This is a genomic window from Polaromonas sp. CG_23.6 (assembly GCF_029892315.1).
Taxonomy (GTDB): domain Bacteria; phylum Pseudomonadota; class Gammaproteobacteria; order Burkholderiales; family Burkholderiaceae_C; genus Polaromonas.
In genome coordinates this window covers 1,333,877-1,358,731 of record NZ_JARXUY010000001.1, presented here as the reverse complement: position 1 = coordinate 1,358,731, position 24,855 = coordinate 1,333,877, and the positions used below count along the sequence as shown (strand labels likewise).

Genomic DNA, 24,855 nt, shown 5'->3' with positions numbered 1-24,855 from the left:
AAGGTTGATGTGATGGAAATGATTCTTATCACCGGCATGTCGGGCTCGGGCAAGTCGGTTGCGCTTCATGCGCTTGAAGATGCCGGTTATTACTGCGTGGACAATCTTCCGCCAGAACTGCTTTCACCCTTTGTAGCCTTGAAGCGGCCGCACAATGCCTCAAAGCTGGCCATCGCCATGGATGTCAGGAGCGCAACGTCGCTGCCGCTGGTGCCGCAGCAGCTCAGGGAGTTGAAAGCCCAGGGGGTGCAAGTCCAGTCGCTCTTCCTTGATGCCAACACCGACACGCTGGTGCGGCGATTTTCAGAGACCAGACGCTTGCATCCGCTGTCAAGAATCGACGCCACCGACCAGCATCGGGCACTGGTCGATGCCATCGAACTTGAAAGAACGCTGCTGGCTGAGATGCGCGAACAGGCGCATGTGATTGACACCAGCATGATCCGGTCGGCCCAGTTGCAAGGCTATGTGAAATCGCTGCTTCAGCATCCTGGACGTCAACTGACCCTGGTGTTTGAGTCGTTTGCCTTCAAGCGCGGCGTGCCGCTGGATGCCGATTACGTGTTTGATGTCCGCATGCTTCCCAACCCTCACTACGAGGCAGGGCTGCGGCACCAGACGGGCCGTGACAAACCAGTGGCAGATTTTTTGAGGTCGCATTCGGAGGTGGACGACATGTTCCGCCACATCGAGCAATTCCTCAGTCACTGGCTGCAGGCCCTGGTGCGCGACCACCGGAGCTACGTCACGGTGGCGGTAGGCTGCACGGGCGGCCAGCACCGTTCGGTTTACCTGGTGGAGACGCTGGCAGCGGCCTTTGGCAAGGATTGGCCAACGCTGAAACGGCATCGCGAACTTGAAGCGGGTTGATCCGCCGGGCTCAACCTTTGCGCGATATCTCCCTGTCATTGTCTGACGGCGCTCGGTATGCCTGATTTCTTATTGCTACATAATTCATAGCTGTAAAAACATACTGGTATTGCGCAAAAATCTTTCTCTTCTTAAAAAAACTTACTGGTTAAGCCTTGATCGCTCCAAACGACGGGTCGGCGCTATCTTGCGACAGCAGCTTGCGAATGGGCGCGGGCAGACCCAGCGCAGGCCATGCCTGCGGACTGAACCAGGCGGCCGGACGGCTCTCGGACACCATCGACGCAGGCATGGGCTGATCGGCCTGAAAACCTGCAATCCACGGCGACAAATACAGATCCTTGTGCGTCAGGACATGGACAAAGGCCGGCAGGGCCTCGACACGGCCCTCAAGGCTTTCAGGCAGAAGCGACTTGAACGCGTCATCGCTGTCAAACACCGGCAGGCAATATAACCCGCTCCAGATACCGGTCGCAGGACGCTTTTCAAGCCACACTGAACCGTCGGGTCGTTGGGCCCACAACAGGCTGAACGACTGGGCGCTGCGCTTGAGCTTGCGGGTCTTGACCGGGTATTTTTCAGGCTTTCCCTGTGCGCGTCCAAGACACAGCGCCTGCACCGGACACAGCAGGCACTTGGGCTGCCGGCCGGTGCAGATGGTGGCACCCAGGTCCATCAGTGCTTGGGTGTAGCGCGGCATGGCCTGCGCCAGGTCTTCATGCGGGAGCAACTCGGTGGCCAGGTTCCAGAGCGCTCGTTCCTGGGCAGCCTGCGCCATATCACCAGAAAATCCCAGTACCCGCGTGAGCACCCGCTTGACGTTCCCGTCCAGAATGGCGACCCTTTCTCCAAAGCAGAATGAGGCGATGGCAGCGGCAGTCGAACGGCCGATGCCCGGCAAGGTCTGCAGTTGCCCGGCCGACGCTGGAAACTGCCCGTTGTGCAGCGACATCACATCCTGCGCACACCGATGCAGGTTGCGCGCGCGGCTGTAATACCCCAGCCCGCTCCACAAGCTCATCACCTCGTCGTCAGAAGCAGCAGCCAGATCGCCCACAGTGGGAAAACGCTGCAAAAACCGGTCGTAATACGTCAGCACCGTGACGACCTGGGTCTGCTGCAGCATGATTTCGGACAGCCAGACCCGGTAGGGATCGCGTGTGTTTTGCCATGGCAGGCTGTTGCGACCATGGGTTTTCTGCCAATTCACGATGTCATTGGCGAACGAAGACGGAAGGCTTGCGCCAGCCTCAAAAGGTTTGCCGGTTGGAAGCCGTCCAGCGCTATCTGATGTACTTTGCGTCATGCCAATTCAGCCAAAGGTGTGTGCGCAGCATGACCTGCACAGTCTGGGAGTGGTTGCAGCGCAAATGGCAAAGGCTCCATATTTAGAAGCTGCGAGGTCAAGTCTCCAAGCATGGTTTCCATGGCTCGAAGCCGGATTAGCTGCTGATTTATTTCGGAAATTCGTTCATCCAGCATTAACGCGGCCTGATCAATGCGCGCGATGGCATCGAGGCGCTTGTCAAAACTCTGGCGCCTTTCGCGCATTTGTGCATCGAGTTGTGCAGATGCTGACTGGTTCCACAGTTCAACTTCGCCCAGAGCGGACTCAAAAACCATGCGCATGCGGCCGCTCAGTGCACGCACAAGTCTGTCTGAAAACCCGGCCTGCGCCATCCGCATCACATTGCCCAAACTGATGTATTGCAAATGGCTGCGCTCGATCAGTTCGAGGTCCTGCACAGACTGCTTCATGTCGGGCGCCCGCCCTGCCTTTAGTGAAAAACCAAACTCTGCGTTGATCTGCCCGAAGGACGAATCCAGCATTGCCTGTATTTCAGCCATGGTCGTTTGCGCCTGGTGCAACGTTTTGCGCAAGCCTGAAAACGTTTCTGAATAGGTTTTTTTCAGGCGCAGCTTGATGCCGGGCTGCTTGAGCGCAGCGGTCAAGCCGGCAAGTTCTGCCCTGAGCGTCGGCAGGCCCAGCAAATGGACAACATCGCCCAGCAAACTGTTGTGCACTGTACGAATCGCATGCAGCCTGGCACTGCTGCCTGAAAACTCGGCCTGCTCGTGCTCGATCCGCTTGCGCATGCGCTGGATGACCGAGCTGTGTTTCCCCCGCAATCCGCGCAGTTCCAGCATCTGATCGGTCTGGTCACGACGGCGCATGGTTAATGCGCGTGCGGCCTCGTTGTTCAATTCCTGAATACTGGCGGCGACAGCCGTGCGCAGAATGTTCTGCCTCTGTCCTATCAAACTTTTTGCCAGGGCCAATTCAAGCACTGGCAACTGGCTGGCCTGCAACAGCACATCGTCATGCGTGATTTTGGCAACCAGCCCCTTTTGTGCCGATACGGCCAGCACCTGCGAACACTGCAATCCCAGGATCTCGGCCGAGCGTGCACTTTTTCGGTCGATCTGCGCCTGGACCTGTTCAGGCGTGCTCAGCGCATCCCATAAGGTGTCGATCTTGTTGAGCACGACCAGCCGGTTGTCACTGCCAGTTGCGCCGTTGTCCAGATGCTCCTGCCAGATGGACAGGTCAGACCGGGTCACACCCGTGTCGGCCGCCAATACGAATACCACGGCATGCGCCTGCGGAATCAGGCTGACGGTCAGTTCAGGCTCCGCGCCGATGGCATTGAGCCCCGGGGTGTCAAGAATTACCAGCCCCTGCTTGAGCAGGGGATGCGCAATATTGACCAGTGCATGGCGCCATTTCGGCACCTCGACCCGGCCATCGGCCGCTATTGGCGGATGGTCTTCAGACCGGTCGTCATTCCAGAAGCCGAGGGCGCGTGCCTTTTCAAGCGTCACATGCTGCACTTCGGCGGCTTTCTCGAATGCCTCTGCCAACTGGGCGGGATTGTCCACCTGAAGCTCAATCTGAAACCATTTTTGAGGCATCAGACGCCACGCCATCAGGGCCTGCGGCTGCATTCGCGTTTCGATGGGCAACAAGCGCAGGCAAGGCACCATTTCAGGGTCATAGCCCAGTTCGATCGTACACATGGTGGTCCGCCCGGCACTGGCCGGCATGATGCGGCGACCATAGCCAGCGAAGAAAATGGCGTTGATCAGCTCGGACTTTCCACGGGAGAACTCTGCCACAAATGCCACCATGACCTTGTCGGAGCGCACCTGCGCCTGCAGTCTGAGCATCCGGTCTTCCATCGCAGCGTTGAGCAGGCCCTGCTCTTTCACCCACTCGGCAAACCGTTTGAGGCGCAAGGCGAAATCACGCCGCCAAGCGCCTTGCTGGTCAAATTGTTCGTTGAAAGACATGCGCTGTGGTCATAAAAATGGTCGAGGCAATATAGCACCCGGGTCCCAGCCGACCACGTTTAAAAACTCAGGCTTTTTGACAGATGGCGCAATAAAAAGTGGAGCGCTGGCCCTGCCGAATACTCTTGATCGGCGCAGCGCAAACCTTGCACGGCAAGCCGGCCCGGTCATAAACCATGGCGTCAAGCTGAAAATGGCCCGCCTCGCCATCGGCGTTGGAAAAATCCCTGAGGGTGCTGCCGCCCTTGGCCACAGCATTTGTCAACACCGTCTGAATGGCGTGATGCAAAAGGGCAGCGCGCGGCTTGCTGATCCGCGATGCACGGGTGGTGGGGCGGATGCCCGCCAGAAACAAGGCTTCGGAGGCATAGATGTTTCCGACACCCACCACCGCATGGCCCGCCAGCAACAAGGGCTTGATGGCGGTATTGCGCACGTTGAGCCACTGATGAAAAACCAGCGCGTCAAACGCCTCGCTGAGCGGCTCGGCACCCAGCCGACCCAGCAGCTTTTGCGCCGCAGCATCAGCTTCACCCGCCGCATAGACCACGGCCCCAAAGCGGCGTGAATCGTGCAACCGCAAGGTGCCCAGGCTGGTCACCAGGTCAAAATGATCATGCTTGCCCGGCGCCGGCAAATTGGCGCCAAAGCTGAGGCTGCCCGACATGCCCAGGTGCATCAGCAGCAGGCCTTCGCTCAAGTCCAGCAGAAGGTACTTGCCCCGGCGGCGCACGGCCAGCACCTGCTGGCCATGCAGCTGCGCGCCCTCGCAGCCCAAAGGCCAGCGCAAGGGTTTTCCCACCATCACGAATTCGATGCGGGCGCCTGCAATGCGACTGGCAAAACTCAGGCGGGTGACTTCGACTTCGGGCAGTTCAGGCATGTGTTTAAAACTCTTCGGAAAAACATGAGGCTTGCAAAGCCGGGCACAAGAGGCGTCACTTTTGGTATCTGGGTGCATGACCAGCGCAAAGCGCCAGCAGAAGCCTTCAATTATCATGGGCGATGAAGAAAAAATCCGGCTTTGCTTTTGCCTGTCTGTGCCTTGTTGCCCCGTTGGTGCTGGCGCAGGCCAGAACGCCCGAGACCCCTACACCTGCCAAACCTGCCACCGTAGCGGGTCTTTCGGAAGACAAGGCGGCGCAAGCATCGGCAAGCGTGTCTTCGCTGGACGGCGAGTTGTTCTATCAGGTATTGGTTGGCGAGCTGACGGCGCAGGAGGGCGAAGCTGCCGCAGGCTTTGCCCTGCTGCTCGACGCAGCCCGGAAAACCGGCGATGCCCAGCTTTACCAGCGGGCCAGCGACATTGCGCTGCAGGCTCGCTCGGGCGATGCAGCGTTGCAGGCCGCGACGGCATGGAAGCAGGCGTTGCCTGCGTCCCGGGAGGCCAATCGCTATGTCCTGCAGATCCTGGTTGCGCTGAACCGCGTTGCCGACACCGTCGAGCCACTGAAAACCGAGATCAGGATGGTGCCCGATGCCGAACGTCTGGCCATGCTGGCGGCCATACCGCGCATTTATGTCCGCGCCAGCGATCGCAAGCTGGCGGCCAGCGTGGTCGAAACCGCTCTGGCCGACTACCTGACGCCTACCGCTTCGGCAAGCGCCGCCTGGACCACGGTCGGACGGATGCGACTGGCAGCGGACGACCAGCCTGGCGCCTTTGAAGCGGCTCAACGCGGCCAGGCAGCCGATCCACGTGCCGAAGGCCCGGTGGTGGTAGCGCTCGAACTGTTTGACCCAAAGCGGCCCGAAGCCGAAGCACTCGTCAGAAATTACCTGGCCGGTGGCCAAAGCCCGTCCACGGCGCTGCCTGAAATCCGCATGGCCTATGCCCGCGTGCTGCTTGATGCGCAGCGCTATGCCGAAGCGACTGCGCAGTTGCAGATCGTCACGCAAGAAAAATCTGACTATCCCGAAGGCTGGCTGGTGCTCGGTTCGTTGCAGTTGCAGGACAACCAGCTGGAAGCCGCCCAGGCTTCGCTGGAGCGTTATGTTGCGCTGGCCGCACAGGCCCCCCAGATCGAACGTAACCCCGGCCTGGCACAGGCTTATCTCTTGCTGTCGCAACTGGCCGAAAAGCGCAAGGACTATGCGGCGGCCGAAAGCTGGCTCGTCAAGATTGAAAACGCCGCCGACCTGGTGCAAGCACAAATTCGCCGGGCCTCCATTTTGGCCAGACAGGGCAAGATGGAAGAAGGCCGCAGCCTGATTCGTACGCTGCCCGAACGAACGGATGAAGAAGCCAGGCTGAAACTCAATGCAGAAGTAGGCCTGCTGCGCGAGTTCAAGCAGTACCGTCAGGCCCGCGAACTTCTGGCGCAGGCACTGGTCAAAACCCCCGAAGATACCGACCTGCTGTACGAGCAGTCGATGGTGGCTGAAAAGCTCGGGCTGGCCGACGAAATGGAGCGGCTGCTGCGCCAGGTGATCCAGCTCAAGCCAGACCACCATCATGCCTACAACGCGCTGGGTTATTCACTGGCCGATCGCAATGTCCGGCTCTCCGAAGCGCGCGATCTGATACGAAAGGCCATCGAGTTCGCGCCAGCCGACCCTTTCATCAAGGACAGCCTGGGTTGGGTTGAATTTCGCCTCGGCAACTCTCTTGAAGCCGCGCAAATTTTCGAAGCCGCTTTCAAAGCCAAGCCCGACGCTGAAATTGCCGCGCACTACGGCGAAGTGCTTTGGAGTCTGGGGCAGCGAGACCGCGCGCTGGCCATCTGGAAAGAAGGCCAGCTCATCAACGCCGACAACGAAACGCTGCTTGAAACGCTTAAACGCTTCAAGGTGACGCCATAAAAACAGGGATCCGCCTTGCACTTTACCCACCGGCTGCGCGCCCTGCTTCTTCCCGGATTTCTTTTTGCTATCATTTTAATAGCTGGCTGCGCACGTCCAGTAAGCGGCACAGCCTTAAATTACTCAAAAATCGAGTTCTGGACAGGTCGTATCAGCCTGAATATCAAAAGCGAGCCTGAGCAGTATTTCTCTGCAGGCTTTGAACTCAAGGGCAAGTCCGAGCGCGGTGAACTGACGCTGATCAGCCCGCTGGGCAATGTGCTTGGCGTGCTGCGCTGGGCACCCGGGGAAGCCGAACTGGATTCGGGCAACAGCAACATCCAGCGCTTTGACTCGGTCGATGCCCTCATGGCGCAGACCACGGGCGCAGCTGTTCCACTGGCTGCGCTGTTCGCCTGGCTGCAGGGCGACAACGCCACAGCCAGTGGCTGGTCAGCCGATCTTTCGAGGCAAAGTGAAGGCCGCATCGCCGCCACCCGTATGCAGCCCCTGCCCCAGGCGGATCTTCGTGTGGTGCTCGACCAATAGCACCTCGCCTGACTGCCCAACCCCTGTTCTGAAGGTTTCCCGCGTGACGCGTTTTCCACTTTCCTCGCGACCGCTTAAGGCCCTGTATGACGTGCCGGCGCCGGCCAAGCTCAATTTATTCCTGCACATCACCGGCCGTCGGCCCGACGGCTACCATCTGCTGCAATCGGTTTTCATGCTGATCGACTGGTGCGACACACTGCATTTTGAACTGCGCACTGACGGGAAGATCAGCCGTACTGACCTGAAAAGCGACCATGGCGCTGAATCCGACGCACTACCAGACGAAGATTTGGCTGTGCGCGCCGCCCGCTCCTTGCAGGCAGCTTGCGGCACATCGCTGGGCGTTCATATAGGCTTGGAAAAAAATATTCCGTCGCAAGCTGGCATGGGCGGCGGTTCGTCGGATGCGGCCAGTTGCCTGCTCGCGCTGCAGCGGCTGTGGGGCGTTCGTCTGCCCGAAAAAGACCTACAAACTTTGGCGCTTTCATTGGGCGCAGACGTTCCTTTCTTCCTTTCGGGCGGCCATGCCTGGGTCGAGGGAATTGGCGAGAAAATCACGCCGCTTGCTTTGCCATCTGCGCGGTTTTTGGTGGTTAAAACACCTGCGGGGGTGTCAACGCCAGAAATTTTTAAGGCTTCAAGCCTGAAACGTGACACAGCGACTGCTACAATGCTAGGCTTTGCTGCATATGCTGACGGACAGGGTTTTAACTTTGGCCATAACGACTTGCAGCCGGTAGCGCAAAAGCTTTGCCCGCAGATTGGCCAGTCACTTGAGTGGTTAGAATCGCAGCAGCTTTCAGGACGCATGACCGGCTCGGGAAGTGCTGTATTTGCACAGATTTTTGAAGAGACTGACTTGTTAGATGCCCCTGGCGGCTGGCTGGTTCGCAAGTGCAAAAATCTGGAGATGCATCCTCTGGCGAGTTGGTAAACTACCGGCTTTCTGGAATGCGACTCGCAAGCAACGGTTATAGGTCGGTTGTTGGCAACAACAACTGTCCTGTGTAGGGGTGTCGCCAAGTTGGTTAAGGCACTGGATTTTGATTCCAGCATTCGCAGGTTCGAATCCTTCCACCCCTGCCAAATTTCCAGACCTGCCAGTTGCAGGTCTGAGTTGATCCAGGCGCTGCATGGTTGCAGCGCTTCCAGACCCGCAAGTGGCGGGTCTGTGTGTTTAGAAAGACTGCAACGCAACTCACTGCCAAGTCCGCGTTGCACATTGCTTTCAGTGCGTATTTTGCTTCGATAAATAGTTCACTCCACTTTCAAGTCCGTCCGCAGCCGGACTTCATACGCAAATGCATCACCCCGACTTCATGGTTTTCACCGGCAATGCCAATCCTGACCTGGCCGCAGAAATTGCCCATAACCTGGGCATTTCACTGGGCACCGCCCATGTGGGACGATTTTCAGATGGCGAAGTCACTGTCGAAATTCAGCAAAATGTCCGTGCCCGCGACGTGTTCGTGGTGCAGTCGACCTGCTCGCCGACCAATGACAACCTGATGGAACTGCTCATCATGGTGGACGCGCTCAAGCGCTCATCGGCTGACCAGATCGCCGCCGTGATCCCTTATTTTGGCTATGCCCGGCAAGACCGCCGTCCGCGTTCGGCGCGCGTTCCCATCACCGCCAAGGTGGTGGCCAACATGCTGCAGGCTGTTGGCGTCACCCGCGTCCTGACCATGGACTTGCATGCCGACCAGATTCAGGGGTTCTTCGATATTCCGGTGGACAACATCTATGCTTCGCCCGTGCTGCTGGGTGATCTGCGGCAGAAAAACTACACCGACCTGATGGTCGTGTCGCCCGACGTTGGCGGCGTGGTGCGTGCCCGTGCCCTGGCCAAGCAACTCGGTTGCGATATGGCGATTATCGACAAGCGCCGCCCCAAGGCCAATGTGTCCGAAGTCATGCACGTGATCGGCGACATTGAAGGCCGCAACTGCGTGATCATGGACGACATGATCGACACCGCCGGCACCCTGGTGAAAGCGGCCGAGGTGCTGAAAGAGCGCGGTGCCAAGAAAGTCTATGCCTATTGCACCCACCCGATCTTCTCGGGACCGGCCATTCAGCGCATCACGGAGGGCGATGCACTCGATGAAGTCGTGGTCACCAACACCATTCCGCTAAACGCCAACGCGTTGGCCTGCAAAAAAATTCGCCAGCTCTCCGTGGCGCCGCTGATTGCTGAAACCATGCAGCGCATCGCCAAGGGAGAGTCCGTCATGAGTTTGTTCTCGGATCAAGACCAGCCTGATCTGATCTGAAGCAAAAAAGCCGGCTGCTCAGCCACAGAACCTTTCGAGGCTTGAAATTTGAGCAGTCTTTTGAAGTCAGGGTGAGACTGGTCGCGGTCCGCCCATTTTGGAGAAGATTATGAAATTCGTCGCTTTTGAGCGCGCAAAGCAGGGCACGGGTGCGAGCCGCCGTCTCCGCATCACCGGCCGCACGCCCGGTATTGTTTATGGCGGAACCGCCGAGCCGATCCTGATCGAAATCGATCACAACGCCTTATGGCACGCCATCAAGAAGGAAGCTTTCCACGGCGCCATTCTTGAGATGGAACTGGCCGGCACGGAACACAAGGTTCTGCTGCGTGACCTGCAAATGCACCCGTACAAGCAGCAAGTCCAGCACATCGACTTCCAGCGCGTTGAAGCCCGCACCCGCATGACCGTCAAAGTACCCGTGCATTACAGCGGCGAAGAAGAATCCCCAGCCGTCAAAACGGAAAACTGCATCGTCAACCATGTGTTGACCGAAATGACTGTTTCCTGCTTCCCGGCCGACATTCCTGAATTCATCGCCGTTGACCTGAGCGCACTGACCAAGAGCAGTTCGCTGCGCGTCAAGGACGTTTCGCTGCCAAAGGGTGTGAAAGCTGTTGCCAAAGGCCAGGTCAACCCTGTCATGGTCTCGGTGACGCCGATTGTCGAAGAAGTCGAAGCCGCACCTGTCGAGGCTGTGGATCCAAAAGCCAAGCCTGGCGCAAAGGGCGGCAAGCCTGCAGCAAAACCTGCAGCCAAGAAGTAATTCCCGGCTTGCGGCATCAGCCTGAAAAAGGCTGTGCCCAGGAAAGTGGCCCTTACCCTTTCACAAGGCTAAGGGCTTTTTTTATGCGCGGGTGCTTCTGCTACGCTGTACCGCCCTCCCCTTTCTTTATTGCATACCCCATGATCAAGTTGTTTGTCGGCTTGGGCAACCCAGGCCCGGATTACGAAGCGACGCGCCACAACGCCGGCTTCTGGTGGATCGACGCGCTCTCGCAAGAACTGAAGGCGCCACTCGGCCTCGACAAAAACTACCACGGCCAGGTTGCACGCACCACGGTCAATGGCCAGACCGTCTGGCTGCTCAAGCCACTGACCTTCATGAACCTGTCGGGCAAGTCAGTGGCGGCATTGGCGCGATTTTTCAAGGTCTTGCCCGGCGAGGTGCTGGTCGCGCATGACGAACTCGACATCGTTCCCGGCCAGGTCAAGCTCAAGTTTGGCGGCAGCCATGCCGGGCACAACGGCCTGCGCGACATTCATGCACAACTGGGTTCGGCCGATTACTGGCGCCTGCGCATCGGCGTGGGACACCCGGGCGTGAAGGCTGAAGTCATCAACTGGGTGCTGAAAAAGCCTTCGCAGGAACACCGCGTGGCCATCGAGGACTGCATCGTGCGCAGCCTCAAAGCCGTTCCCGACCTGCTCAGGGGCGAAATGGAAAAGGCCACGATGCTGATTCATACCAGCCAGCCGCCGCGCCCGAAACCGCCCAGGATGACGACGCTGCCGGAGGGTGCGGCCAGCGACACTGCTGCAAACGTATCAAAGCCGACGTCATGATTACTATTATTTTGATAGCTTCTTGAGCTTACTGAATGTGCGCAAAGTGCCTATTTGATGCATAAAATGCAGCACCAGCGGCCTCAGCGTACCAACACCACCGGGATCACCGCTTGAAGCCGGTTGTATTTTTCCCAAAGCGTTTCCCGGGTTTCGCGGTGCTGCGGGTCCACAGGAATGCATGCCACCGGGCAGACCTGCACACACTGCGGCTCGTCGAAGTGGCCGACGCATTCGGTGCATTTGTTCGGGTCGATCTCGTAGATCTCGGCACCCAGGAAAATCGCCTCGTTCGGGCATTCGGGCTCGCACACGTCGCAGTTGATGCATTCGTCGGTGATCAAGAGGGCCATTGCATCAATCTCCCTGTTTCGCGTGAACGGATGCCAGCGCGGCTGCAACGGACGGGCTCACCATCGGGCCGACATCGCCACCGAGCTTGCTGATCTCGCGCACCAGTGTGCTGCTGATGCAGGCCAGCGGCGCCTCGGGCAGCAGGAACACGGTTTCGACCTGTGGACGCAGCTTGCGGTTCATGGCGGCCATCTGGGCCTCGTAGTCAAAGTCGGTAAGGTTGCGAATGCCGCGCACCACGGCACAGGCGTCTTGCACGGCGCAGAAATCCATGATCAGGCCGTCAAATGGCAGCACCCGGATTCCCGCTATGCTTTCAGTAGCATCTCGCACTTGCTGGACACGCGTATCCAGTGAAAATAGTGTCTTTTTGTGATGGGCAACGGCCACCGCGATGACCAGCTGGTCAAACAGCCCGGCGGCGCGGCGCACCACGTCGCCATGGCCGAGAGTGAACGGATCAAAAGTGCCGGAATAAACAGCAATGCGGGGGGTGGACATGGGCCGAATTATGCCCTTGCCCCGCGCCTGGGCCACCCCGGCACCGGGTGCAACCCTGCAGCCCATGCGGACGCTTGAGGCGCTTGCACCCGACCCGGCTCAGCCCGGCACGGGCTCGGCCGGCAGATCGCTTTTGACCAGCAAATGAAAATGCACAGCACCGGCCTTGGCGCTTCGGTGGACCTTGAGCCCCAGCGGCAGCAGCTCGTCGTCCTGCCAGGCACGGGGCGCCTCCAGGTACACCAGGCCGGTCGGGCTGATCGCCTGGGCTGCGGCCTTGAGCGCCGACTCGAACACGCTGGAGTCGAAAGGCGGATCGATCAACACCAGCTGCATGCTGCCGGCGTCCAGCCGCTTGAGCGCGCTCAAGCCGTCGCCGCGCTCAATGCGCACCGCGTCGGTCTTGAGCCTGGCCTGCACCGCCTTGAGCTGCACCACCAGGCCGGGGTCCTGCTCGCACAGCAGCACGTCGGCCGCGCCGCGCGAGGCGGCTTCAAAGCCCAGTACGCCGGTGCCGGCGAACACGTCGGCGCAGCGCCAGCCGGTCAGGTCCTGGCCCAGCCAGTTAAACAGCGTTTCCCGCACGCGGTCGGGCGTGGGACGCAGGCCGGGATGGTTCGGCACGGTGAGTTTGGTGCGCCGATACTGTCCGCCAATGATGCGGATTTCGCCGGACGGCTTGAGGTGGGCCGTGCCCTTGGGCTTGACGGTGTGAGCCTTGGCCGAAGGCTTGGCGGCGGGCTCGGGGGCGATGGGTTTGGGTGTGTATTTCATTTTGCGGCTCCGAGAATAACAGTCACCATTTTGTCGGGCTGGACTTTGCGCGCAAAAGCCGCCTTGATATCGGCCACGCTGACTTTTTCGACCTGCTGCGTCCAGGTGTCGAGGTAGTCGAGCGGCAAGTCGTTCCAGGCAATGCCGGCCAGGTTGGCCAGCAGCTTGCGGTTGCTGTCAATGCGCAGCGCAAAGCCGCCCACCAGATTGTCCTTGGCCGCCTTCAGTTCGGCCTCGGTCGGGCCGCTGGCGACAAAATCACCTACCACCTGGCGCGCGATCTGGACCGCCTGCGCCGCCTGGTCGGGCCGGGTCTGCAGGCCGACGGTGAAGCTGCCGGCATGCAGGCCGGGCGAGAATGCGCTGGAAATGCCATAGGTCAAGCCGCGTTTTTCGCGCACTTCGTTGGTCAGGCGCGAGACGAAACCGCCGCCGCCCAGAATATAGTTGCCGACCGTCATCGGGAAGTAATCAAGGTCGGCACGCTTGAAACCGGGCTGACCGATCAGCACCTGCGCCTGCGCCGAATCAAAGGGAATGGTGATGTTTTCTGCTTGCGCGAGTGGCGCCACGTCGGGCACGGCCGGCAACGGCGGCAGGCTGGCGCAGGACACCGAAGGCAAGCGTGACAGCAAGCGCGCCGCCATGGCATCGGCCTGCGCCCGGGTCACGGCACCCACCAGGCTGACGCGGGCGCGGCAGGCGACCACGCCGACGGCATGCGCGGCCTGCAAATCTGCAACGCTGATGTTCGCCAGCGTCGCCTCGGTCATTTCATAGCCATACGGATGGTTGCCATACACCGCCTTGGCGTAGGCCCGGCCCACAACGCTGGCCGGACGGGTGTAGGACTCCTTGAGCGCGGCATCCAGGCGCTGGCGTTCGCGTTGCCAGACCGCATCGGGATAGGCCGGCTCGGCAATCTGGCGCGCTGCCAGCGCCACGGCCTGGTCAAGCAGGGCCGGGTCGGTCAGCGAGCGCAGTGAAAAGCTCATGCGGTCGGCCGAAGCACCGGCGCCAAAGTTAGCACCCAGATCGGCCCAGGCCTCGCCCAGGGCGTTTTCATCCAGCGCCGGAGCGCCGTCTTTTTCGCGCACGCCTTTTTCCAGCATGTTTGCGGTCAAGCTCGCCAGTCCGGCCTGGCCGGGAGGGTCGCGACGGCTGCCGGCGTCAAAGTCAAGCTGCACGTCGACCATCGCAATGGCCGGGCTTTCCACCAGATAGACCTGCGCGCCGCTGGCCTGCGTCCAATGCTGGACAGGAATCGCCGCCTGTGCAGAATTATGAACAAAAAGGCCTGTTGCGCATACTGCCATTGCACAAGCAGCTATTTTTTTAGTAGCAATCGTCATAAAGATATTCTTTCGATTCAGGAAACCGTTCAACGCATCTCGGCACTGGCCGCCGCGTTGGCAGGGCGCGGCTTGGGCTTGGACGCCAGCGGCTGGGGCAACAAGGTGGACACGGTCATCTGGTCGTCGCCAAAGTACTTGCCGGCCACGGCCTGCACTTCGGCAGACGTCACCGTGCGCAGCTGGGCAATCAGGCGCGTGCCAGCGTCGAGCGGCAGGCCCTGGACCCAGTTGGAGCCCAGTTCTCGCGCCTGGCTGAACACCGAGTCGAGCTTGTAGGTCTCGCTGGCCACCCACTGCGTCTTGACGCGCTGGAGTTCGGCCTCACTCACGCCGTCACGCGCCACCACGGCGACCTGCTGGCGCAGGGCGTCGGCCACTTGCTGCGTGGTTTTGCCATCGGCGGGCACGCCGTTCAATGTGAACAGCTGCGGCCCCCGGCCAATCAGGCCGCTGGAAGCGCCGGCGCTGTCGGCCACGCGGCCGTCTTGCTGGCCCCGTCCCTGCACCAGCGCGCGCTCCAGCCGTGCGCCGCTGTAGCCGTCCAGCACGGCCGACAGCACCGTCAGCGCCAGCGCCTCGCGGCTGGCGGCGGCGGTGGGCGATGCGGCACCCACCGCAACGGCCAGATCGGCCGGCTGCACCTTGGGCACCTTGAACGCCATGCTCACATAGGCCTGGCTGGCGGGCGCCTTGAGATCGATGCGGCGCATGCCCGCCTGCTCGGGCTCGGTGCGCGGCTTGCGCACGGGCACGGGACGCGCAGGAATGGCACCATAGTATTTTTCGGCCAGTTTCCTGACCTGCGCCACGTTGACATCGCCGGCCACCACCAGCGCCGCGTTGGCCGGAACATACCAGCGCTGGTAGAAGCTGCGTACATCGTCCGGCGTCATGGCGACCAGGTCGCTCATCCAGCCGACGATGGGGCGGCGGTATGGAGACGCCAGAAAGGTGATGGCGCTGGCCTGTTCATGGAGCATCGCGTGTGGCGACTCCTCGGTGCGCATGCGGCGCTCTTCCTTCACCACCTCGATCTCGCGCTTGAATTCTTCGTCAGGCCACTGGCTGTGGCCAAAACGGTCGGACTCCAGACGCATCACATCTTCAAGCTTCGCCGCCGGAATTTGCTGGTAGTAGCCAGTGCTGTCGCTGCTGGTAAAGGCATTCTCCTGACCGCCCAGGGCCGCCACGCGCCTGGAAAACTCGCCCGCCTTGACCTTGGGTGTGCCCTTGAACATCATGTGTTCGAGCGCGTGGGCGACGCCTGACGTGCCGTCAACCTCGTCCATGGCACCCACCCGCACCCAGAGCATATGCGCCACCGTCGGCGCGCGGTGGTCGGGCTTGACGATGACCGTCAGGCCGTTGGCCAGCGTGAACTGCTCGACTGTCGCGGGCGCCTGGGCAAAAGCTGCCTGACCCAGGCCGGCGGTCAGGGCAGCCGACAGCAGCAGCCCTGTAAAACCGCTCGCCGGGCGTTGAAAAAACAATACGGGGGGCTTTACGCCCATCTGCTTGAGGTGTTTCATAGAATGGTGGACTCTACAAGATCAACCAATGTTCAGTTTCTTCAAAAAAAAATTACGCCCTGCCCCGCCGCCTTCGACTGTCGAGGTGCCTGCGCCATCGGTACGACCCGAACCCGGTGGTGACCCTGTTGCTTCCAGCACGCCGCCTGCGCCTTCAACTTCAGTCCCTGCAACAGCGCCAGTTACAGTAAAAAGGCCTGTCGGGAACGGTGGCTCAATGATTGGCAGCGCGCTGGTCACACCGATTGACATTCCCCAGGCGCTGGAACTGGCCATGTCGCCCGAGCGCCAGCGCTGGTTGAGCAAGCTGCAACAGGGCCTGCGCAAGACCGGCTCCAGCATCTCGAGCGTCTTCACCGGCAGCCAGATCAATGAGCAGCTTTACGAAGACCTGGAAACCGCGCTGTTGATGGCCGACACCGGCGTGAGCGCAACGGAGCATTTGCTGGCTGATGTCAGGCGCCGCGTCAAGGAAGGCGGCATGACGCACCCGGTGGCGGTCAGGAATGCGCTGATCGAATCCATCACGGTGCTGCTCAAGCCGTTGGAACGGCCGCTGGTGATTGGCGAATTCACGCCCACCGTTATCATGGTGACTGGCGTCAACGGCGCGGGCAAGACCACCTCGATCGGCAAGTTGACGCGCCACCTGGCCCATGAAGGCGCTTCGGTCCTGCTGGCGGCAGCCGACACTTTCCGCGCCGCCGCGCGTGAACAACTGAGCGTCTGGGCCGACCGCAACACAGTCGAAATCGTCAGCCAGGAAAACGGCGATCCGGCGGCTGTCAGCTTTGACGCCGTCACGGCCGGCAAAGCGCGCGGCAAGGATGTGGTGCTGGTTGATACCGCCGGCCGGTTGCCAACGCAATTGCACCTGATGGAAGAGCTGCGCAAGATCAAGCGCGTGGTGCAAAAGGCCGACGCCACCGCGCCGCATGAAGTGCTGCTGGTGATTGACGGCAACACCGGCCAGAACGCTCTGGCGCAGGTCAAGGCTTTTGACGACACGCTGCAACTGACCGGCCTGATCGTCACCAAACTCGACGGTACGGCCAAGGGCGGCGTGCTGGCGGCGATTGCGCTGTGGGTGCGCGAACGGGCCAAGGCGTCACCAGGCGTGCGTCCCGTGGCAGTTTATTTTATTGGCGTCGGCGAAAAGCTCGAAGACCTCGAAACCTTCAATGCCCGCGAATTTGCCCAGGCGCTGCTTGGCTGATGCGCCCTGCATGCTGGCTTCAGCCTTTGGCAGGCATTGAAAACCACGAGATCGTCGCCATTTCGGATTTTTAAAGGATTGCCTGAGTGAACAACCCTCTGAGTCAGATTTTTCGTTTTATTTTGAAATTGATTTTTGTCTTGTCTGCGGCCGTGATTGCTGTCGGGCTGCTGTTCGTTGCCCTGACGGTGTTTGCCTTGAGTTTGCTCAAGTCATTGATCACAGGCCGTAAATCCGCGCCCCTTGCGGCCTTTGCACATTTTCAGAAATTTTCGCAGTCGGGCACGTGGACCAGCGGATCACCGCGTCAGCCTTCGTCCAAAACCGCCTCAGGCCAGGTCATCGATGTCGAAGCGCGCGAGCTGCAGGATGAGCGTCGCGAGCCCTGAACGCCGGCCTCATTCACTGTATCCGGCCCATTTGACTGCTATATTTTAAATAGCTGCAAATGCATGCTGGCATTGCGCAAAATACACTTTTATTACTAATTTCGTAACTACTCAGGTCACTTTTCAGTTTAAAGCGCAATGAAATGAGCCTCTGTCATCCCGGCCCCGGATCAAGCCCGGGGTTTCAGCACCCGGGAACCATGACTTCTCCCCAAACGGGGTCATGGATTGCCCCGGATCAAGTCCGCAATGACAAAAGAGATTACGGAGAGCTTCGAAGGAGCTGAGTAGTTACCTAATTTCTGAAAATAATCCGCCAATCCTGGGCTGGAATTCTTTTCTTAAAGCACATTCCTTGCAGCTTTACAAGGCTGAAACCAAGTTTGCTGAACCAATAGCACAAACTTCTGTCTGACAGGCAGGGTTAACACCAATTAGTGTTTGGCTATTGGACCCATTAAACAGCTTGTCTGGCACTCTAGGTAGCGGAGTGCTAATATTTAGCATTAGTGAAAAGGAGTGTTGAAATGTCTTATGCCCTTTCCCCCAAGTCGATGATGTCTGCTGCTGTTGCACCGGCTGTATCCGCCAACAGCGTGGCTGCTCTGAATCCTTGGTCGATGGTGCCTCCGCTGGGCAATATTGATGCCTATATTTCGGCGGCGAACCGCCTGCCCATGCTGACACTGGAGCAGGAACAGGAATTCTCAAGAAATCTCAAGGAAAACAACGATCTCGATTCGGCCGGCAAACTGGTGCTGTCGCACCTCCGGCTGGTGGTGTCGATTTCCCGCAAGTACCTGGGCTACGGCCTGCCGCACAGCGACCTGATCCAGGAAGGCAATATCGGCCTGATGAAGGCGGTCAAGCGCTTTGATCCTGACCAGAATGTTCGCCTGGTGAGCTACGCCATGCACTGGATCAAGGCCGAGATTCATGAATACATTTTGAAGAACTGGCGCATGGTCAAGGTGGCGACCACCAAGGCCCAGCGCAAGCTGTTCTTCAACCTGCGCTCAATGAAGCAGGGCTATAAGGACGATGCCGATGTCGCCACGCACCGCGATACGCTGACCGAGGGCCAGATCGACTCGATGGCGCAAACGCTCAATGTCAAGCGCGAGGAAGTCATCGAGATGGAACAGCGCATGTCCGGCGGGGACATCCTGCTCGATCCCAGCCCGGGCGACGATGGTGACGATGCCTTTGGCCCGATTGCCTACCTGGCCGATAGCGCACAGGAGCCAACAGCGCTGATGGAGTCACGCGAGCGTGATGACCTGATGACGGGCGGATTGAGCACCGCACTGGAGGAACTTGATCCGCGTGCCCGGCGCATTGTCGAAGAGCGCTGGCTTAATGTGAATGATGACGGTTCAGGCGGCATGACGCTGCATGACCTGGCAGCTGAATACAAGGTCAGCGCGGAACGCATTCGCCAGATCGAGGTGGCATCGATGAAGAAAATGAAAAAAGTTCTGGCCACTTACGCCTGAGTGCAGCAGCCGGAAAATTCCGGTTTCTTGCAACGCACGTGATTGAAAGCCTGCACTGAAAAGTAGCAGGCTTTTTGTCAACTGCTCTTGATCAGCAGGCGGATATCGGACGCAAGGACTTGCGCGCCTGAGCCATAGCGGTTGTACAGACGGATGCGGCCTTTCTGATCGAACACATAGCTGCCTGCTGAATGGTCCATGGTGTAGCTGCCCTTGGTCTTGCCATCGACCTTCTTGTAATAGATCTTGAAATCCTTGGCAACTTGCGGAAGTTGTTCTGGTGTTGGGCGAAGGGCAAGAAAGCCTGGATCAAAATTGCCCATGTAAGCCTTGAGCAACTCGGCGGTGTCACGCTCCGGGTCCACCGTGATGAAAATCGCCTGCAGCTTGTCGCCATCGGCGCCCAGCAATTGCTTGACTTCGGCCAGTTCGGCCATCGAGGTCGGGCAAACGTCAGGGCACTGGGTAAAACCGAAAAATACCACCACGACCTTGCCGGCGAAATCCTTGACGGTACGCAACTGGCCGTTATGGTCCAGCAGGGAAAAGCCCTGCGCATAGTCAGCGCCGGTCAGGTCGATGCTCTTGAACTGGGGCTTGTCAGGCGCGCAACCTGTCAGCCAGGTGGAGGTCAGAGACAGCGCGGCAAGGCTCGCCAGAATTTTGACGCTACGCCTTCGGGAGGGTTGCATGGGCGTGATGGTTTTCATAACAGATAGTGGTCCAGCAGCAAGGCGGCAAACAGGACAGACAGGTGGATCAGTGAAAAGCGAAAAGTCTTGCGTGCCAGAGCATCGGAATAATTTCTCCAGAGCAGCCAGGCATAAGCGCTAAAACCAATACTCAGCACCACCGCAGCCACCAGGTAAAGCCAGCCACTCATCTTGAAGATAAAAGGCATCATGCAGGCGGCGAACAACACCAATGTGTAAAGAAAAATCTGCAGCCGGGTGAACTCATTGCCGTGCGTGACCGGCAGCATCGGCAGTCCCGCCTTGCGGTAGTCTTCGACGCGGTAAAGGGCGAGCGCCCAAAAATGCGGGGGTGTCCATAAGAAGATGATCAGGAAAAGAATCAGTGCTTCAGGGCCAACCGAGCCGGTCATGGCGGCCCAGCCCAGCACGGGCGGCATGGCACCCGAAGCGCCACCGATGACAATGTTCTGCGGCGTCAGCGGCTTGAGGATGACGGTGTACACCACGGCATAGCCGACAAAGGTCGCAAATGTCAGCCACATGGTGAGCGGATTGACCCAGACATACAAAATCCACGACCCCAAGGCGCACAGGCCGGCGGAAAAAGCCAGTGTCAGCGGGTTGCTCAACTGCCCCTGGGCGGTCGGCCGCCAGGCGGTACGCCGCATCTTGGCATCAATCTGCTGCTCCACCAGGCAGTTGAAAGCCGCAGCCGCGCCGGCGACCAGCCAGATACCAGCACAGGCAATCGCAGCAAGCTGGATATCGGACCCGCTGGGAAGTCCCGGAACCGCAAGCACCATGCCGATCAGCGCACAAAACACGATCAGCTGCACCACACGCGGCTTGGTCAGCGCGTAAAACTGGCTAATACGTGACAAAGCACGCACGTCTGGAGACGTGACAGCGGACGGAGGTGGGGAATTCATGCAGACATTCTCGAAGCATTCAGGGAAGAAACACGCAAAGGCGCAGGCGATGTCTTGCTGGAAAAAACAATACCCGTCAGGACCACCACCAGCGCCGCAGCACCGCCAGTGTGACCAACGGCCGCCAGCAGTGGCCAACCCAGCACCACATTGCTCAATCCGGTAGCTACCTGCAGCAGCATCAGGCCGGCAAGCCAGCGCGCCTGAAGTCGAAACGCCGGCAGCTTGTGCAGGCGCAGCGCCAGCAGCATCAACACGGCAAACACCACATACGCCGCCAGCCGATGGACATAGTGAATGGCCGTCAGTGCCTGAAAGCTGATGTAGCCGCCCTCATGGCTTACGCCCAGTTCGCGCCACAGCGTGAACCCCTGACTAAAATCCATGGCGGGCCAGAATGAACCCTGGCAAGACGGAAAATCAGTGCACGCCAGCACGGCGTAATTGGTGCTGACCCAGCCACCGAGCGCAATCTGCATCCACAGCAGGGCAAACGCAGCAAGTACGAAGCGGCGATTGCCGTTGCTTAAAAGGCTCGGTTTTTCCTGTTCATGCACTTGAGCGTAGCGTACCGACTGCGCGCGCAGCAAGGTCAGCAGGATCAATCCTCCCAGCAGGTGCATCGTCACAATGGCTGGAAACAGCTTCATCGTCACTGTGAGCGCGCCAAATGCGCCTTGCAGGCAGACCCATACCAAGGTGGCAGTAGGCCACCACGGCGAAAGCACAGACGCCGGTGTAGAAATTCCGGCGCTTCGCTTTTGCTCCCGGTACGCCATCCAGGTGACCAGCGTCAGCGTCAGGATCAGCACACCCACGCCCGTAGCAAGGTAGCGATGAATCATTTCAATCCAGGCCTTGGCATGTGTGACCGGGCCTGTGGGCATCACACTCTGAGCGGCCTCGATATGCAATTGAGCACCTACCGGGCTGGCGCTGCCGTAGCAGCCAGGCCAGTCCGGGCAACCCAAACCTGAATCCGTTAACCGGGTAAAAGCGCCAAAAATCACCAAATCGAAAGTCAGGAACAGGGTGACCAGCGTCAGCACACGCAGCCGCTGGGCCACCGGTGCATTCTTGTTGCGCACCCAGACCCAGGCCAGCGGCCCGAGCGCCACCACGAGTCCCATGAGCATCAGCCGCACGGCCGGACTAAGGTTGTAAAGGTCTTGCGTGTTCATGTCAAAAAGCGTCGGGCATTGCCAAGCGCAATGAGTTTTTCCACCAGCAGGGGCCGCGGAACCGGCTTCGCCGGACCGCAGGCGCATCGGCTCCCTCGGGGGGGCAGCGCAGTACGCGAAGCGACAAGCGTGGGGGCCATACTCACCTGCCTTCCTTGTCCCAGCTGCTGGAAGCCCGCAGCAGGCGGTCAAGGTCACGCTTGGCCTTGGCACCAGCTTCAGCATCCATGTCAGCAGGAAAACGCATCATCAGGTTCCCCAGCGGGTCCACCAGATAAAGATGGTCTTCAAGACGTTTTCCCGGTGCCGGCTCAAGCCACTGCGCCACAGCACCTGGCTGCACTCGCAGCACGGTGGCAGCCGCCAAGGCTGGCAGCAGTGCCGGGCGTACAGGAATGTTGTCATCCACCAGCCAGACGCGATCCAGCCGGTCCTTTTCCCGGCCCAGCGATTCGCGCAACTGGCGTTGGAAATACAGGTTCTGTTCGCAGCGCATGTCGCAGGCTCCGCCGGCCACGCTCAGCAGCAGCCACTGGTTTTTCAGTGCGGTCAGTTCGCCAGCCTTGCCGTCCAGCGTCTGCGTGGCCAGTGGCGGCAAGGGACGCTGGGGACTGATCAACTCGCCAAAGTTTCGTCTCCCCTCGGGCCTGACCACGTAATACATGAAATAGGAAGCCACCACCGGGCTGGCGCACACCAGCAAAACAAGAATCATTTTCCAGCGACCGGAGGGGGTATTGGCCGAACGCACTTCGGTCGAGTTGATTGCTGGCATGGCGTGGACGGTCATGCCCAGCGGCTGATCATGGGCTGTGGAAGCAGAAGGCAAGGAGGAAGCGTCAGGGGAATCTTTTGTCACGGTACTTGGAGCCAGTTAATCGCCACGTTGGGCGCGCAAGGAAGCACGAAAAGGAAGAAAGATCTGATACCAGCCATACAAAACAACCACCAACACGCACAAGCCAAACCATTGGAAGGCATAGCCATAGTGCTTGTCGACCCCCAGATTGGGAGCAGCCCATTCGCGCAGCAACCCTTCACTGGGAGCACCGGTCTGCAGCAGGGATGCCTGTTCGAACAGCGGCAAACCGGTTTCTGTCCGGAAAGCCGCCATGTCAAGATTTTGCCGTATCGGCCCCGTATCGGCACCTTTGAATTCATAAAGCTTGGAGGTTGGCGGGGCAATCCGGCCCTGGACCGTGACCACGCCTTCGGGAGTGGTCACAGGTGGCAAACGGGAACGATCGGCGAAGTCACGAGGAGCCCATCCGCGCTGCACCAAAATCGCCTGGCCGGTGCCTTCAAGCACCAGTGGTGTCATGACCCAGAAACCACTTCGTCCATCCATCGGTCTGTTGTCAAGGTAAACCGTATTCGCCGCTTGCCAGACACCCTGAAGTACAGCTTGGCGGTAAATTTCATCCGCTATATTTTTGGTAGCTAAAAGTGACCGTCCATCCAGCGCAGAGAGGCTGTTTTTGTCATTGATTGCGGTTTGGACGGCCTCCTTTTGGGCTGCACGGCGCAATTGCCACTCTCCCAGCGAAAAGGTACCGCCGGCTGTAACCAATGCCGCCAACGTGAGAATCCAGAAATTACGGGATCGCAAAACAGATGTCATAAGCTGATAATCGGATTCATGACTTATCTTGTTGCACTGGCATTTATCGCCATTCTCGCCAGCCTGGGTGCCGCCCTTTTCTTCATGATGAAGGACGGGACTGACGGCAAACGAAAAACCAGCAATATGGCGCGCGCCTTGGCGTTTCGCGTTGGTTTTTCAATCTTTCTATTTGTCTGCATTCTGATTTCATGGAAACTGGGTTATCTCCAGCCGACCGGTATTCCGGCAGGAAAATAACAGGACAGGGCAATAAAAAAAGCCGCTTCAAGCGGCCTTTTTTTGAAGAAACCCAGCGTTGAATGGCAACTGGTTGGAACCGCCAGCAGATTACATCCAGTACACAAGTATATAAAGACCCAGCCACACCACGTCCACAAAGTGCCAGTACCAGGCTGCACCTTCAAAGCCAAAGTGCTTGTCAGCGGTAAAGTGACCTTTTTGCAAACGCAAGGTGATGAACAACAGCATCAGCATGCCGACGAAAACGTGAAAACCGTGAAAACCCGTCAACATGTAAAAGGTCGAGCCATAGATACCTGAACTCATTTTCAGGTTGAGTTCAGAATAGGCATGGAAGTATTCATAACCCTGAACGCACAGGAACACGATACCAAGCAGCACCGTCATCCACATGAAGGCAATCGTGCGGCCCCTGTGGTTTTCACGCAGTGCGTGGTGGGCAATCGTCAAGGTAACGCCCGAGCTGAGGAGCAACGCAGTATTGATCGTGGGCAACCAGAACGGTCCTACCGTCGAAAATGGTTCCACGATGTCGGCAGGCGAGGCAGTTGCGCCGACCGCCGCCAGGCTGGGCCAGACAGCTTTGAAATCAGGCCATAGCAAGGCGTTGTCAAGGCTTCCCAAGGTGGGAATCGCATGACCTCGCGCCCACCAAAGCGCCGTGAAAAAAGCACCAAAGAACATCACTTCGGAAAAAATGAACCAACTCATGCTCCAGCGGTAGGACAAATCGATCCTGTGTCCATACAGGCCGCCTTCGCTTTCGGCAATCGAGTCGCGAAACCACTGAAACAAGGTACCCAGCCAGATCAACATGCCAAAAGCCAGGCACCAAGCACCCCAGCCGGCGCCATTGATCCACTGGCTGGCGCCCACGATCACAAAAAGCAGGCCGATGGCGGACATGACCGGACGACTTGAAGGTCCGGGTACAAAATAATAAGGGGTAGCCCCGTGGGTTGCTGCTGACATCGCTCGACTCCTGTTTTCTCTCGAATTTTCTCTGATCTTTTAATTATCCGTGGTGACTAGCGCGCAACCGCCCAGTTCACCAGCAGCACCAAAACCGCCACAAATACAAAAATACCGACAAGCCCGACAGCAATGATGTGAAGCGGGCTTAAATTTTTAACATCTTCTTCATAGTCACCCTTGGCGCGCAAGCCGACAAAAGACCAGGCCACCGCCTTGATGGTCCGCCAAAGCGACGGCTTGCGTGAAGGCTTTTCTGCCATC

At 59.0% G+C, this 24,855-nt stretch carries 26 protein-coding genes and 1 tRNA gene; 12 read left to right on the top strand and 15 right to left on the bottom strand.

Annotated features, from left to right (window positions below):
• Nucleotides 1-12: 12 nt before the first annotated feature.
• Nucleotides 13-870, top strand: coding sequence for an RNase adapter RapZ (gene rapZ, locus H4V98_RS06435; RefSeq protein WP_196863104.1), 858 nt, complete (start codon nucleotides 13-15; stop codon nucleotides 868-870).
• A 148-nt stretch (nucleotides 871-1,018) separates the two neighbouring features.
• Here rapZ and mutY read toward each other — a convergent pair whose 3' ends face one another.
• From mutY to mutM, 3 genes are all read right to left on the bottom strand, one after another.
• Nucleotides 1,019-2,176: an A/G-specific adenine glycosylase gene (mutY, locus tag H4V98_RS06430; protein ID WP_196863103.1), complete on the bottom strand. Its 1,158-nt coding sequence runs from the start codon at nucleotides 2,174-2,176 to the stop codon at nucleotides 1,019-1,021.
• Nucleotides 2,173-4,161 (bottom strand): dynamin family protein, encoded by a 1,989-nt coding sequence (locus H4V98_RS06425; protein ID WP_196863102.1) that lies wholly within the window; start codon nucleotides 4,159-4,161, stop codon nucleotides 2,173-2,175. Before H4V98_RS06425 ends, mutY begins: the two co-directional genes overlap by 4 nt.
• 67 nt (nucleotides 4,162-4,228) lie before the next feature.
• The gene (gene mutM / locus H4V98_RS06420; RefSeq protein ID WP_280757350.1) at nucleotides 4,229-5,044 is read right to left on the bottom strand and encodes a bifunctional DNA-formamidopyrimidine glycosylase/DNA-(apurinic or apyrimidinic site) lyase; all 816 of its coding nucleotides are present in this window, start codon (nucleotides 5,042-5,044) and stop codon (nucleotides 4,229-4,231) included.
• Between the two features lie 122 nt (nucleotides 5,045-5,166).
• Between mutM and H4V98_RS06415 the strand changes: the two genes are divergently transcribed.
• The 7 genes from H4V98_RS06415 (at nucleotide 5,167) to pth (ending at nucleotide 11,336) form a co-directional block, all read left to right on the top strand.
• Nucleotides 5,167-6,963 carry a tetratricopeptide repeat protein gene (locus H4V98_RS06415; protein ID WP_196863100.1) on the top strand — a complete coding sequence of 599 codons (1,797 nt, stop codon included), beginning with the start codon at nucleotides 5,167-5,169 and terminating at the stop codon, nucleotides 6,961-6,963.
• 15 nt (nucleotides 6,964-6,978) lie between these two features.
• Nucleotides 6,979-7,491 (top strand): lipoprotein insertase outer membrane protein LolB, encoded by a 513-nt coding sequence (locus H4V98_RS06410; protein WP_196863099.1) that lies wholly within the window; start codon nucleotides 6,979-6,981, stop codon nucleotides 7,489-7,491.
• Between the two features lie 43 nt (nucleotides 7,492-7,534).
• A complete protein-coding gene (gene ispE, locus H4V98_RS06405) occupies nucleotides 7,535-8,428 on the top strand; it encodes a 4-(cytidine 5'-diphospho)-2-C-methyl-D-erythritol kinase (RefSeq protein WP_196863127.1) in 894 nt (297 codons plus the stop codon).
• Nucleotides 8,429-8,503: 75 nt separating this feature from the next.
• Nucleotides 8,504-8,580, top strand: a tRNA-Gln gene (locus H4V98_RS06400).
• A 215-nt stretch (nucleotides 8,581-8,795) separates the two neighbouring features.
• Complete coding sequence (locus H4V98_RS06395; protein WP_196863098.1) at nucleotides 8,796-9,770, top strand: ribose-phosphate pyrophosphokinase; 975 nt, start codon at nucleotides 8,796-8,798, stop codon at nucleotides 9,768-9,770.
• A gap of 109 nt (nucleotides 9,771-9,879) precedes the next feature.
• A complete protein-coding gene (locus H4V98_RS06390; RefSeq protein ID WP_196863097.1) occupies nucleotides 9,880-10,536 on the top strand; it encodes a 50S ribosomal protein L25/general stress protein Ctc in 657 nt (218 codons plus the stop codon).
• A 140-nt stretch (nucleotides 10,537-10,676) separates the two neighbouring features.
• A complete protein-coding gene (pth, locus tag H4V98_RS06385) occupies nucleotides 10,677-11,336 on the top strand; it encodes an aminoacyl-tRNA hydrolase (protein ID WP_196863096.1) in 660 nt (219 codons plus the stop codon).
• Nucleotides 11,337-11,419: 83 nt separating this feature from the next.
• Here the strand turns inward: pth and H4V98_RS06380 are convergent, their stop codons facing one another.
• From H4V98_RS06380 to H4V98_RS06360, 5 genes are all read right to left on the bottom strand, one after another.
• Nucleotides 11,420-11,689, bottom strand: a complete 270-nt coding sequence (locus H4V98_RS06380) for a YfhL family 4Fe-4S dicluster ferredoxin (protein WP_196863095.1) — start codon at nucleotides 11,687-11,689, stop codon at nucleotides 11,420-11,422.
• Nucleotides 11,690-11,693: 4 nt separating this feature from the next.
• Complete coding sequence (gene coaD, locus H4V98_RS06375) at nucleotides 11,694-12,191, bottom strand: pantetheine-phosphate adenylyltransferase (protein ID WP_196863094.1); 498 nt, start codon at nucleotides 12,189-12,191, stop codon at nucleotides 11,694-11,696.
• A gap of 99 nt (nucleotides 12,192-12,290) precedes the next feature.
• On the bottom strand, nucleotides 12,291-12,965 hold the full coding sequence (gene rsmD, locus H4V98_RS06370) for a 16S rRNA (guanine(966)-N(2))-methyltransferase RsmD (protein WP_196863093.1): 675 nt from the start codon (nucleotides 12,963-12,965) through the stop codon (nucleotides 12,291-12,293).
• The gene (locus tag H4V98_RS06365; RefSeq protein WP_196863092.1) at nucleotides 12,962-14,317 is read right to left on the bottom strand and encodes a pitrilysin family protein; all 1,356 of its coding nucleotides are present in this window, start codon (nucleotides 14,315-14,317) and stop codon (nucleotides 12,962-12,964) included. The genes rsmD and H4V98_RS06365 overlap by 4 nt, the downstream gene beginning before the upstream one ends.
• A gap of 29 nt (nucleotides 14,318-14,346) precedes the next feature.
• Complete coding sequence (locus H4V98_RS06360) at nucleotides 14,347-15,849, bottom strand: pitrilysin family protein (protein ID WP_196863091.1); 1,503 nt, start codon at nucleotides 15,847-15,849, stop codon at nucleotides 14,347-14,349.
• A gap of 28 nt (nucleotides 15,850-15,877) precedes the next feature.
• On the opposite strand from H4V98_RS06360, the gene ftsY reads away from it, so the two are divergent.
• From ftsY to rpoH, 3 genes are all read left to right on the top strand, one after another.
• Nucleotides 15,878-17,065, top strand: coding sequence for a signal recognition particle-docking protein FtsY (gene ftsY / locus H4V98_RS06355; protein ID WP_196863090.1), 1,188 nt, complete (start codon nucleotides 15,878-15,880; stop codon nucleotides 17,063-17,065).
• Nucleotides 17,066-17,151: 86 nt separating this feature from the next.
• Entirely contained in the window at nucleotides 17,152-17,454 is a 303-nt protein-coding gene (locus tag H4V98_RS06350; protein WP_280757349.1) for a hypothetical protein, read from the top strand.
• Between the two features lie 557 nt (nucleotides 17,455-18,011).
• Nucleotides 18,012-18,950 carry an RNA polymerase sigma factor RpoH gene (gene rpoH / locus H4V98_RS06345; protein ID WP_196863125.1) on the top strand — a complete coding sequence of 313 codons (939 nt, stop codon included), beginning with the start codon at nucleotides 18,012-18,014 and terminating at the stop codon, nucleotides 18,948-18,950.
• Nucleotides 18,951-19,027: 77 nt separating this feature from the next.
• On the opposite strand, the gene H4V98_RS06340 is transcribed toward rpoH, so the two are convergent.
• From H4V98_RS06340 to H4V98_RS06320, 5 genes are all read right to left on the bottom strand, one after another.
• Nucleotides 19,028-19,660 (bottom strand): SCO family protein, encoded by a 633-nt coding sequence (locus tag H4V98_RS06340; protein ID WP_196863089.1) that lies wholly within the window; start codon nucleotides 19,658-19,660, stop codon nucleotides 19,028-19,030.
• Nucleotides 19,657-20,574, bottom strand: a complete 918-nt coding sequence (gene cyoE / locus H4V98_RS06335; RefSeq protein WP_196863088.1) for a heme o synthase — start codon at nucleotides 20,572-20,574, stop codon at nucleotides 19,657-19,659. The genes H4V98_RS06340 and cyoE overlap by 4 nt, the downstream gene beginning before the upstream one ends.
• On the bottom strand, nucleotides 20,571-21,755 hold the full coding sequence (locus tag H4V98_RS06330; RefSeq protein WP_196863087.1) for a COX15/CtaA family protein: 1,185 nt from the start codon (nucleotides 21,753-21,755) through the stop codon (nucleotides 20,571-20,573). Before H4V98_RS06330 ends, cyoE begins: the two co-directional genes overlap by 4 nt.
• A gap of 142 nt (nucleotides 21,756-21,897) precedes the next feature.
• On the bottom strand, nucleotides 21,898-22,530 hold the full coding sequence (locus tag H4V98_RS06325; RefSeq protein WP_196863124.1) for a hypothetical protein: 633 nt from the start codon (nucleotides 22,528-22,530) through the stop codon (nucleotides 21,898-21,900).
• Nucleotides 22,531-22,629: 99 nt separating this feature from the next.
• A complete protein-coding gene (locus tag H4V98_RS06320) occupies nucleotides 22,630-23,376 on the bottom strand; it encodes an SURF1 family protein (RefSeq protein ID WP_196863086.1) in 747 nt (248 codons plus the stop codon).
• A gap of 18 nt (nucleotides 23,377-23,394) precedes the next feature.
• Between H4V98_RS06320 and H4V98_RS06315 the strand changes: the two genes are divergently transcribed.
• Nucleotides 23,395-23,616, top strand: a complete 222-nt coding sequence (locus H4V98_RS06315) for a twin transmembrane helix small protein (protein WP_196863085.1) — start codon at nucleotides 23,395-23,397, stop codon at nucleotides 23,614-23,616.
• Between the two features lie 90 nt (nucleotides 23,617-23,706).
• On the opposite strand, the gene H4V98_RS06310 is transcribed toward H4V98_RS06315, so the two are convergent.
• Nucleotides 23,707-24,591, bottom strand: a complete 885-nt coding sequence (locus H4V98_RS06310; RefSeq protein WP_196863084.1) for a cytochrome c oxidase subunit 3 — start codon at nucleotides 24,589-24,591, stop codon at nucleotides 23,707-23,709.
• A 56-nt stretch (nucleotides 24,592-24,647) separates the two neighbouring features.
• Nucleotides 24,648-24,854, bottom strand: a complete 207-nt coding sequence (locus tag H4V98_RS06305) for a DUF2970 domain-containing protein (protein WP_196863083.1) — start codon at nucleotides 24,852-24,854, stop codon at nucleotides 24,648-24,650.
• Nucleotide 24,855: the final 1 nt, after the last annotated feature.

Excerpts from the sequence above, each read along its gene's own strand:
- H4V98_RS06315 (WP_196863085.1), top strand. The coding sequence starts at position 23,395 with ATGACTTATCTTGTTGCACTGGCATTTATCGCCATTCTCGCCAGCCTG.
- coaD (WP_196863094.1), bottom strand. The coding sequence starts at position 12,191 with ATGTCCACCCCCCGCATTGCTGTTTATTCCGGCACTTTTGATCCGTTC.
- H4V98_RS06380 (WP_196863095.1), bottom strand. The coding sequence starts at position 11,689 with ATGGCCCTCTTGATCACCGACGAATGCATCAACTGCGACGTGTGCGAG.
- H4V98_RS06425 (WP_196863102.1), bottom strand. The coding sequence starts at position 4,161 with ATGTCTTTCAACGAACAATTTGACCAGCAAGGCGCTTGGCGGCGTGAT.
- rapZ (WP_196863104.1), top strand. The coding sequence starts at position 13 with ATGGAAATGATTCTTATCACCGGCATGTCGGGCTCGGGCAAGTCGGTT.
- pth (WP_196863096.1), top strand. The coding sequence starts at position 10,677 with ATGATCAAGTTGTTTGTCGGCTTGGGCAACCCAGGCCCGGATTACGAA.
- H4V98_RS06415 (WP_196863100.1), top strand. The coding sequence starts at position 5,167 with ATGAAGAAAAAATCCGGCTTTGCTTTTGCCTGTCTGTGCCTTGTTGCC.
- mutM (WP_280757350.1), bottom strand. The coding sequence starts at position 5,044 with ATGCCTGAACTGCCCGAAGTCGAAGTCACCCGCCTGAGTTTTGCCAGT.
- H4V98_RS06390 (WP_196863097.1), top strand. The coding sequence starts at position 9,880 with ATGAAATTCGTCGCTTTTGAGCGCGCAAAGCAGGGCACGGGTGCGAGC.
- H4V98_RS06325 (WP_196863124.1), bottom strand. The coding sequence starts at position 22,530 with ATGCCAGCAATCAACTCGACCGAAGTGCGTTCGGCCAATACCCCCTCC.
- ftsY (WP_196863090.1), top strand. The coding sequence starts at position 15,878 with ATGTTCAGTTTCTTCAAAAAAAAATTACGCCCTGCCCCGCCGCCTTCG.
- rpoH (WP_196863125.1), top strand. The coding sequence starts at position 18,012 with ATGTCTGCTGCTGTTGCACCGGCTGTATCCGCCAACAGCGTGGCTGCT.
- rsmD (WP_196863093.1), bottom strand. The coding sequence starts at position 12,965 with ATGAAATACACACCCAAACCCATCGCCCCCGAGCCCGCCGCCAAGCCT.
- H4V98_RS06395 (WP_196863098.1), top strand. The coding sequence starts at position 8,796 with ATGCATCACCCCGACTTCATGGTTTTCACCGGCAATGCCAATCCTGAC.
- H4V98_RS06365 (WP_196863092.1), bottom strand. The coding sequence starts at position 14,317 with ATGACGATTGCTACTAAAAAAATAGCTGCTTGTGCAATGGCAGTATGC.
- H4V98_RS06305 (WP_196863083.1), bottom strand. The coding sequence starts at position 24,854 with ATGGCAGAAAAGCCTTCACGCAAGCCGTCGCTTTGGCGGACCATCAAG.
- H4V98_RS06360 (WP_196863091.1), bottom strand. The coding sequence starts at position 15,849 with ATGAAACACCTCAAGCAGATGGGCGTAAAGCCCCCCGTATTGTTTTTT.
- H4V98_RS06330 (WP_196863087.1), bottom strand. The coding sequence starts at position 21,755 with ATGAACACGCAAGACCTTTACAACCTTAGTCCGGCCGTGCGGCTGATG.
- H4V98_RS06310 (WP_196863084.1), bottom strand. The coding sequence starts at position 24,591 with ATGTCAGCAGCAACCCACGGGGCTACCCCTTATTATTTTGTACCCGGA.
- mutY (WP_196863103.1), bottom strand. The coding sequence starts at position 2,176 with ATGACGCAAAGTACATCAGATAGCGCTGGACGGCTTCCAACCGGCAAA.
- cyoE (WP_196863088.1), bottom strand. The coding sequence starts at position 20,574 with ATGAATTCCCCACCTCCGTCCGCTGTCACGTCTCCAGACGTGCGTGCT.
- H4V98_RS06340 (WP_196863089.1), bottom strand. The coding sequence starts at position 19,660 with ATGAAAACCATCACGCCCATGCAACCCTCCCGAAGGCGTAGCGTCAAA.
- H4V98_RS06320 (WP_196863086.1), bottom strand. The coding sequence starts at position 23,376 with ATGACATCTGTTTTGCGATCCCGTAATTTCTGGATTCTCACGTTGGCG.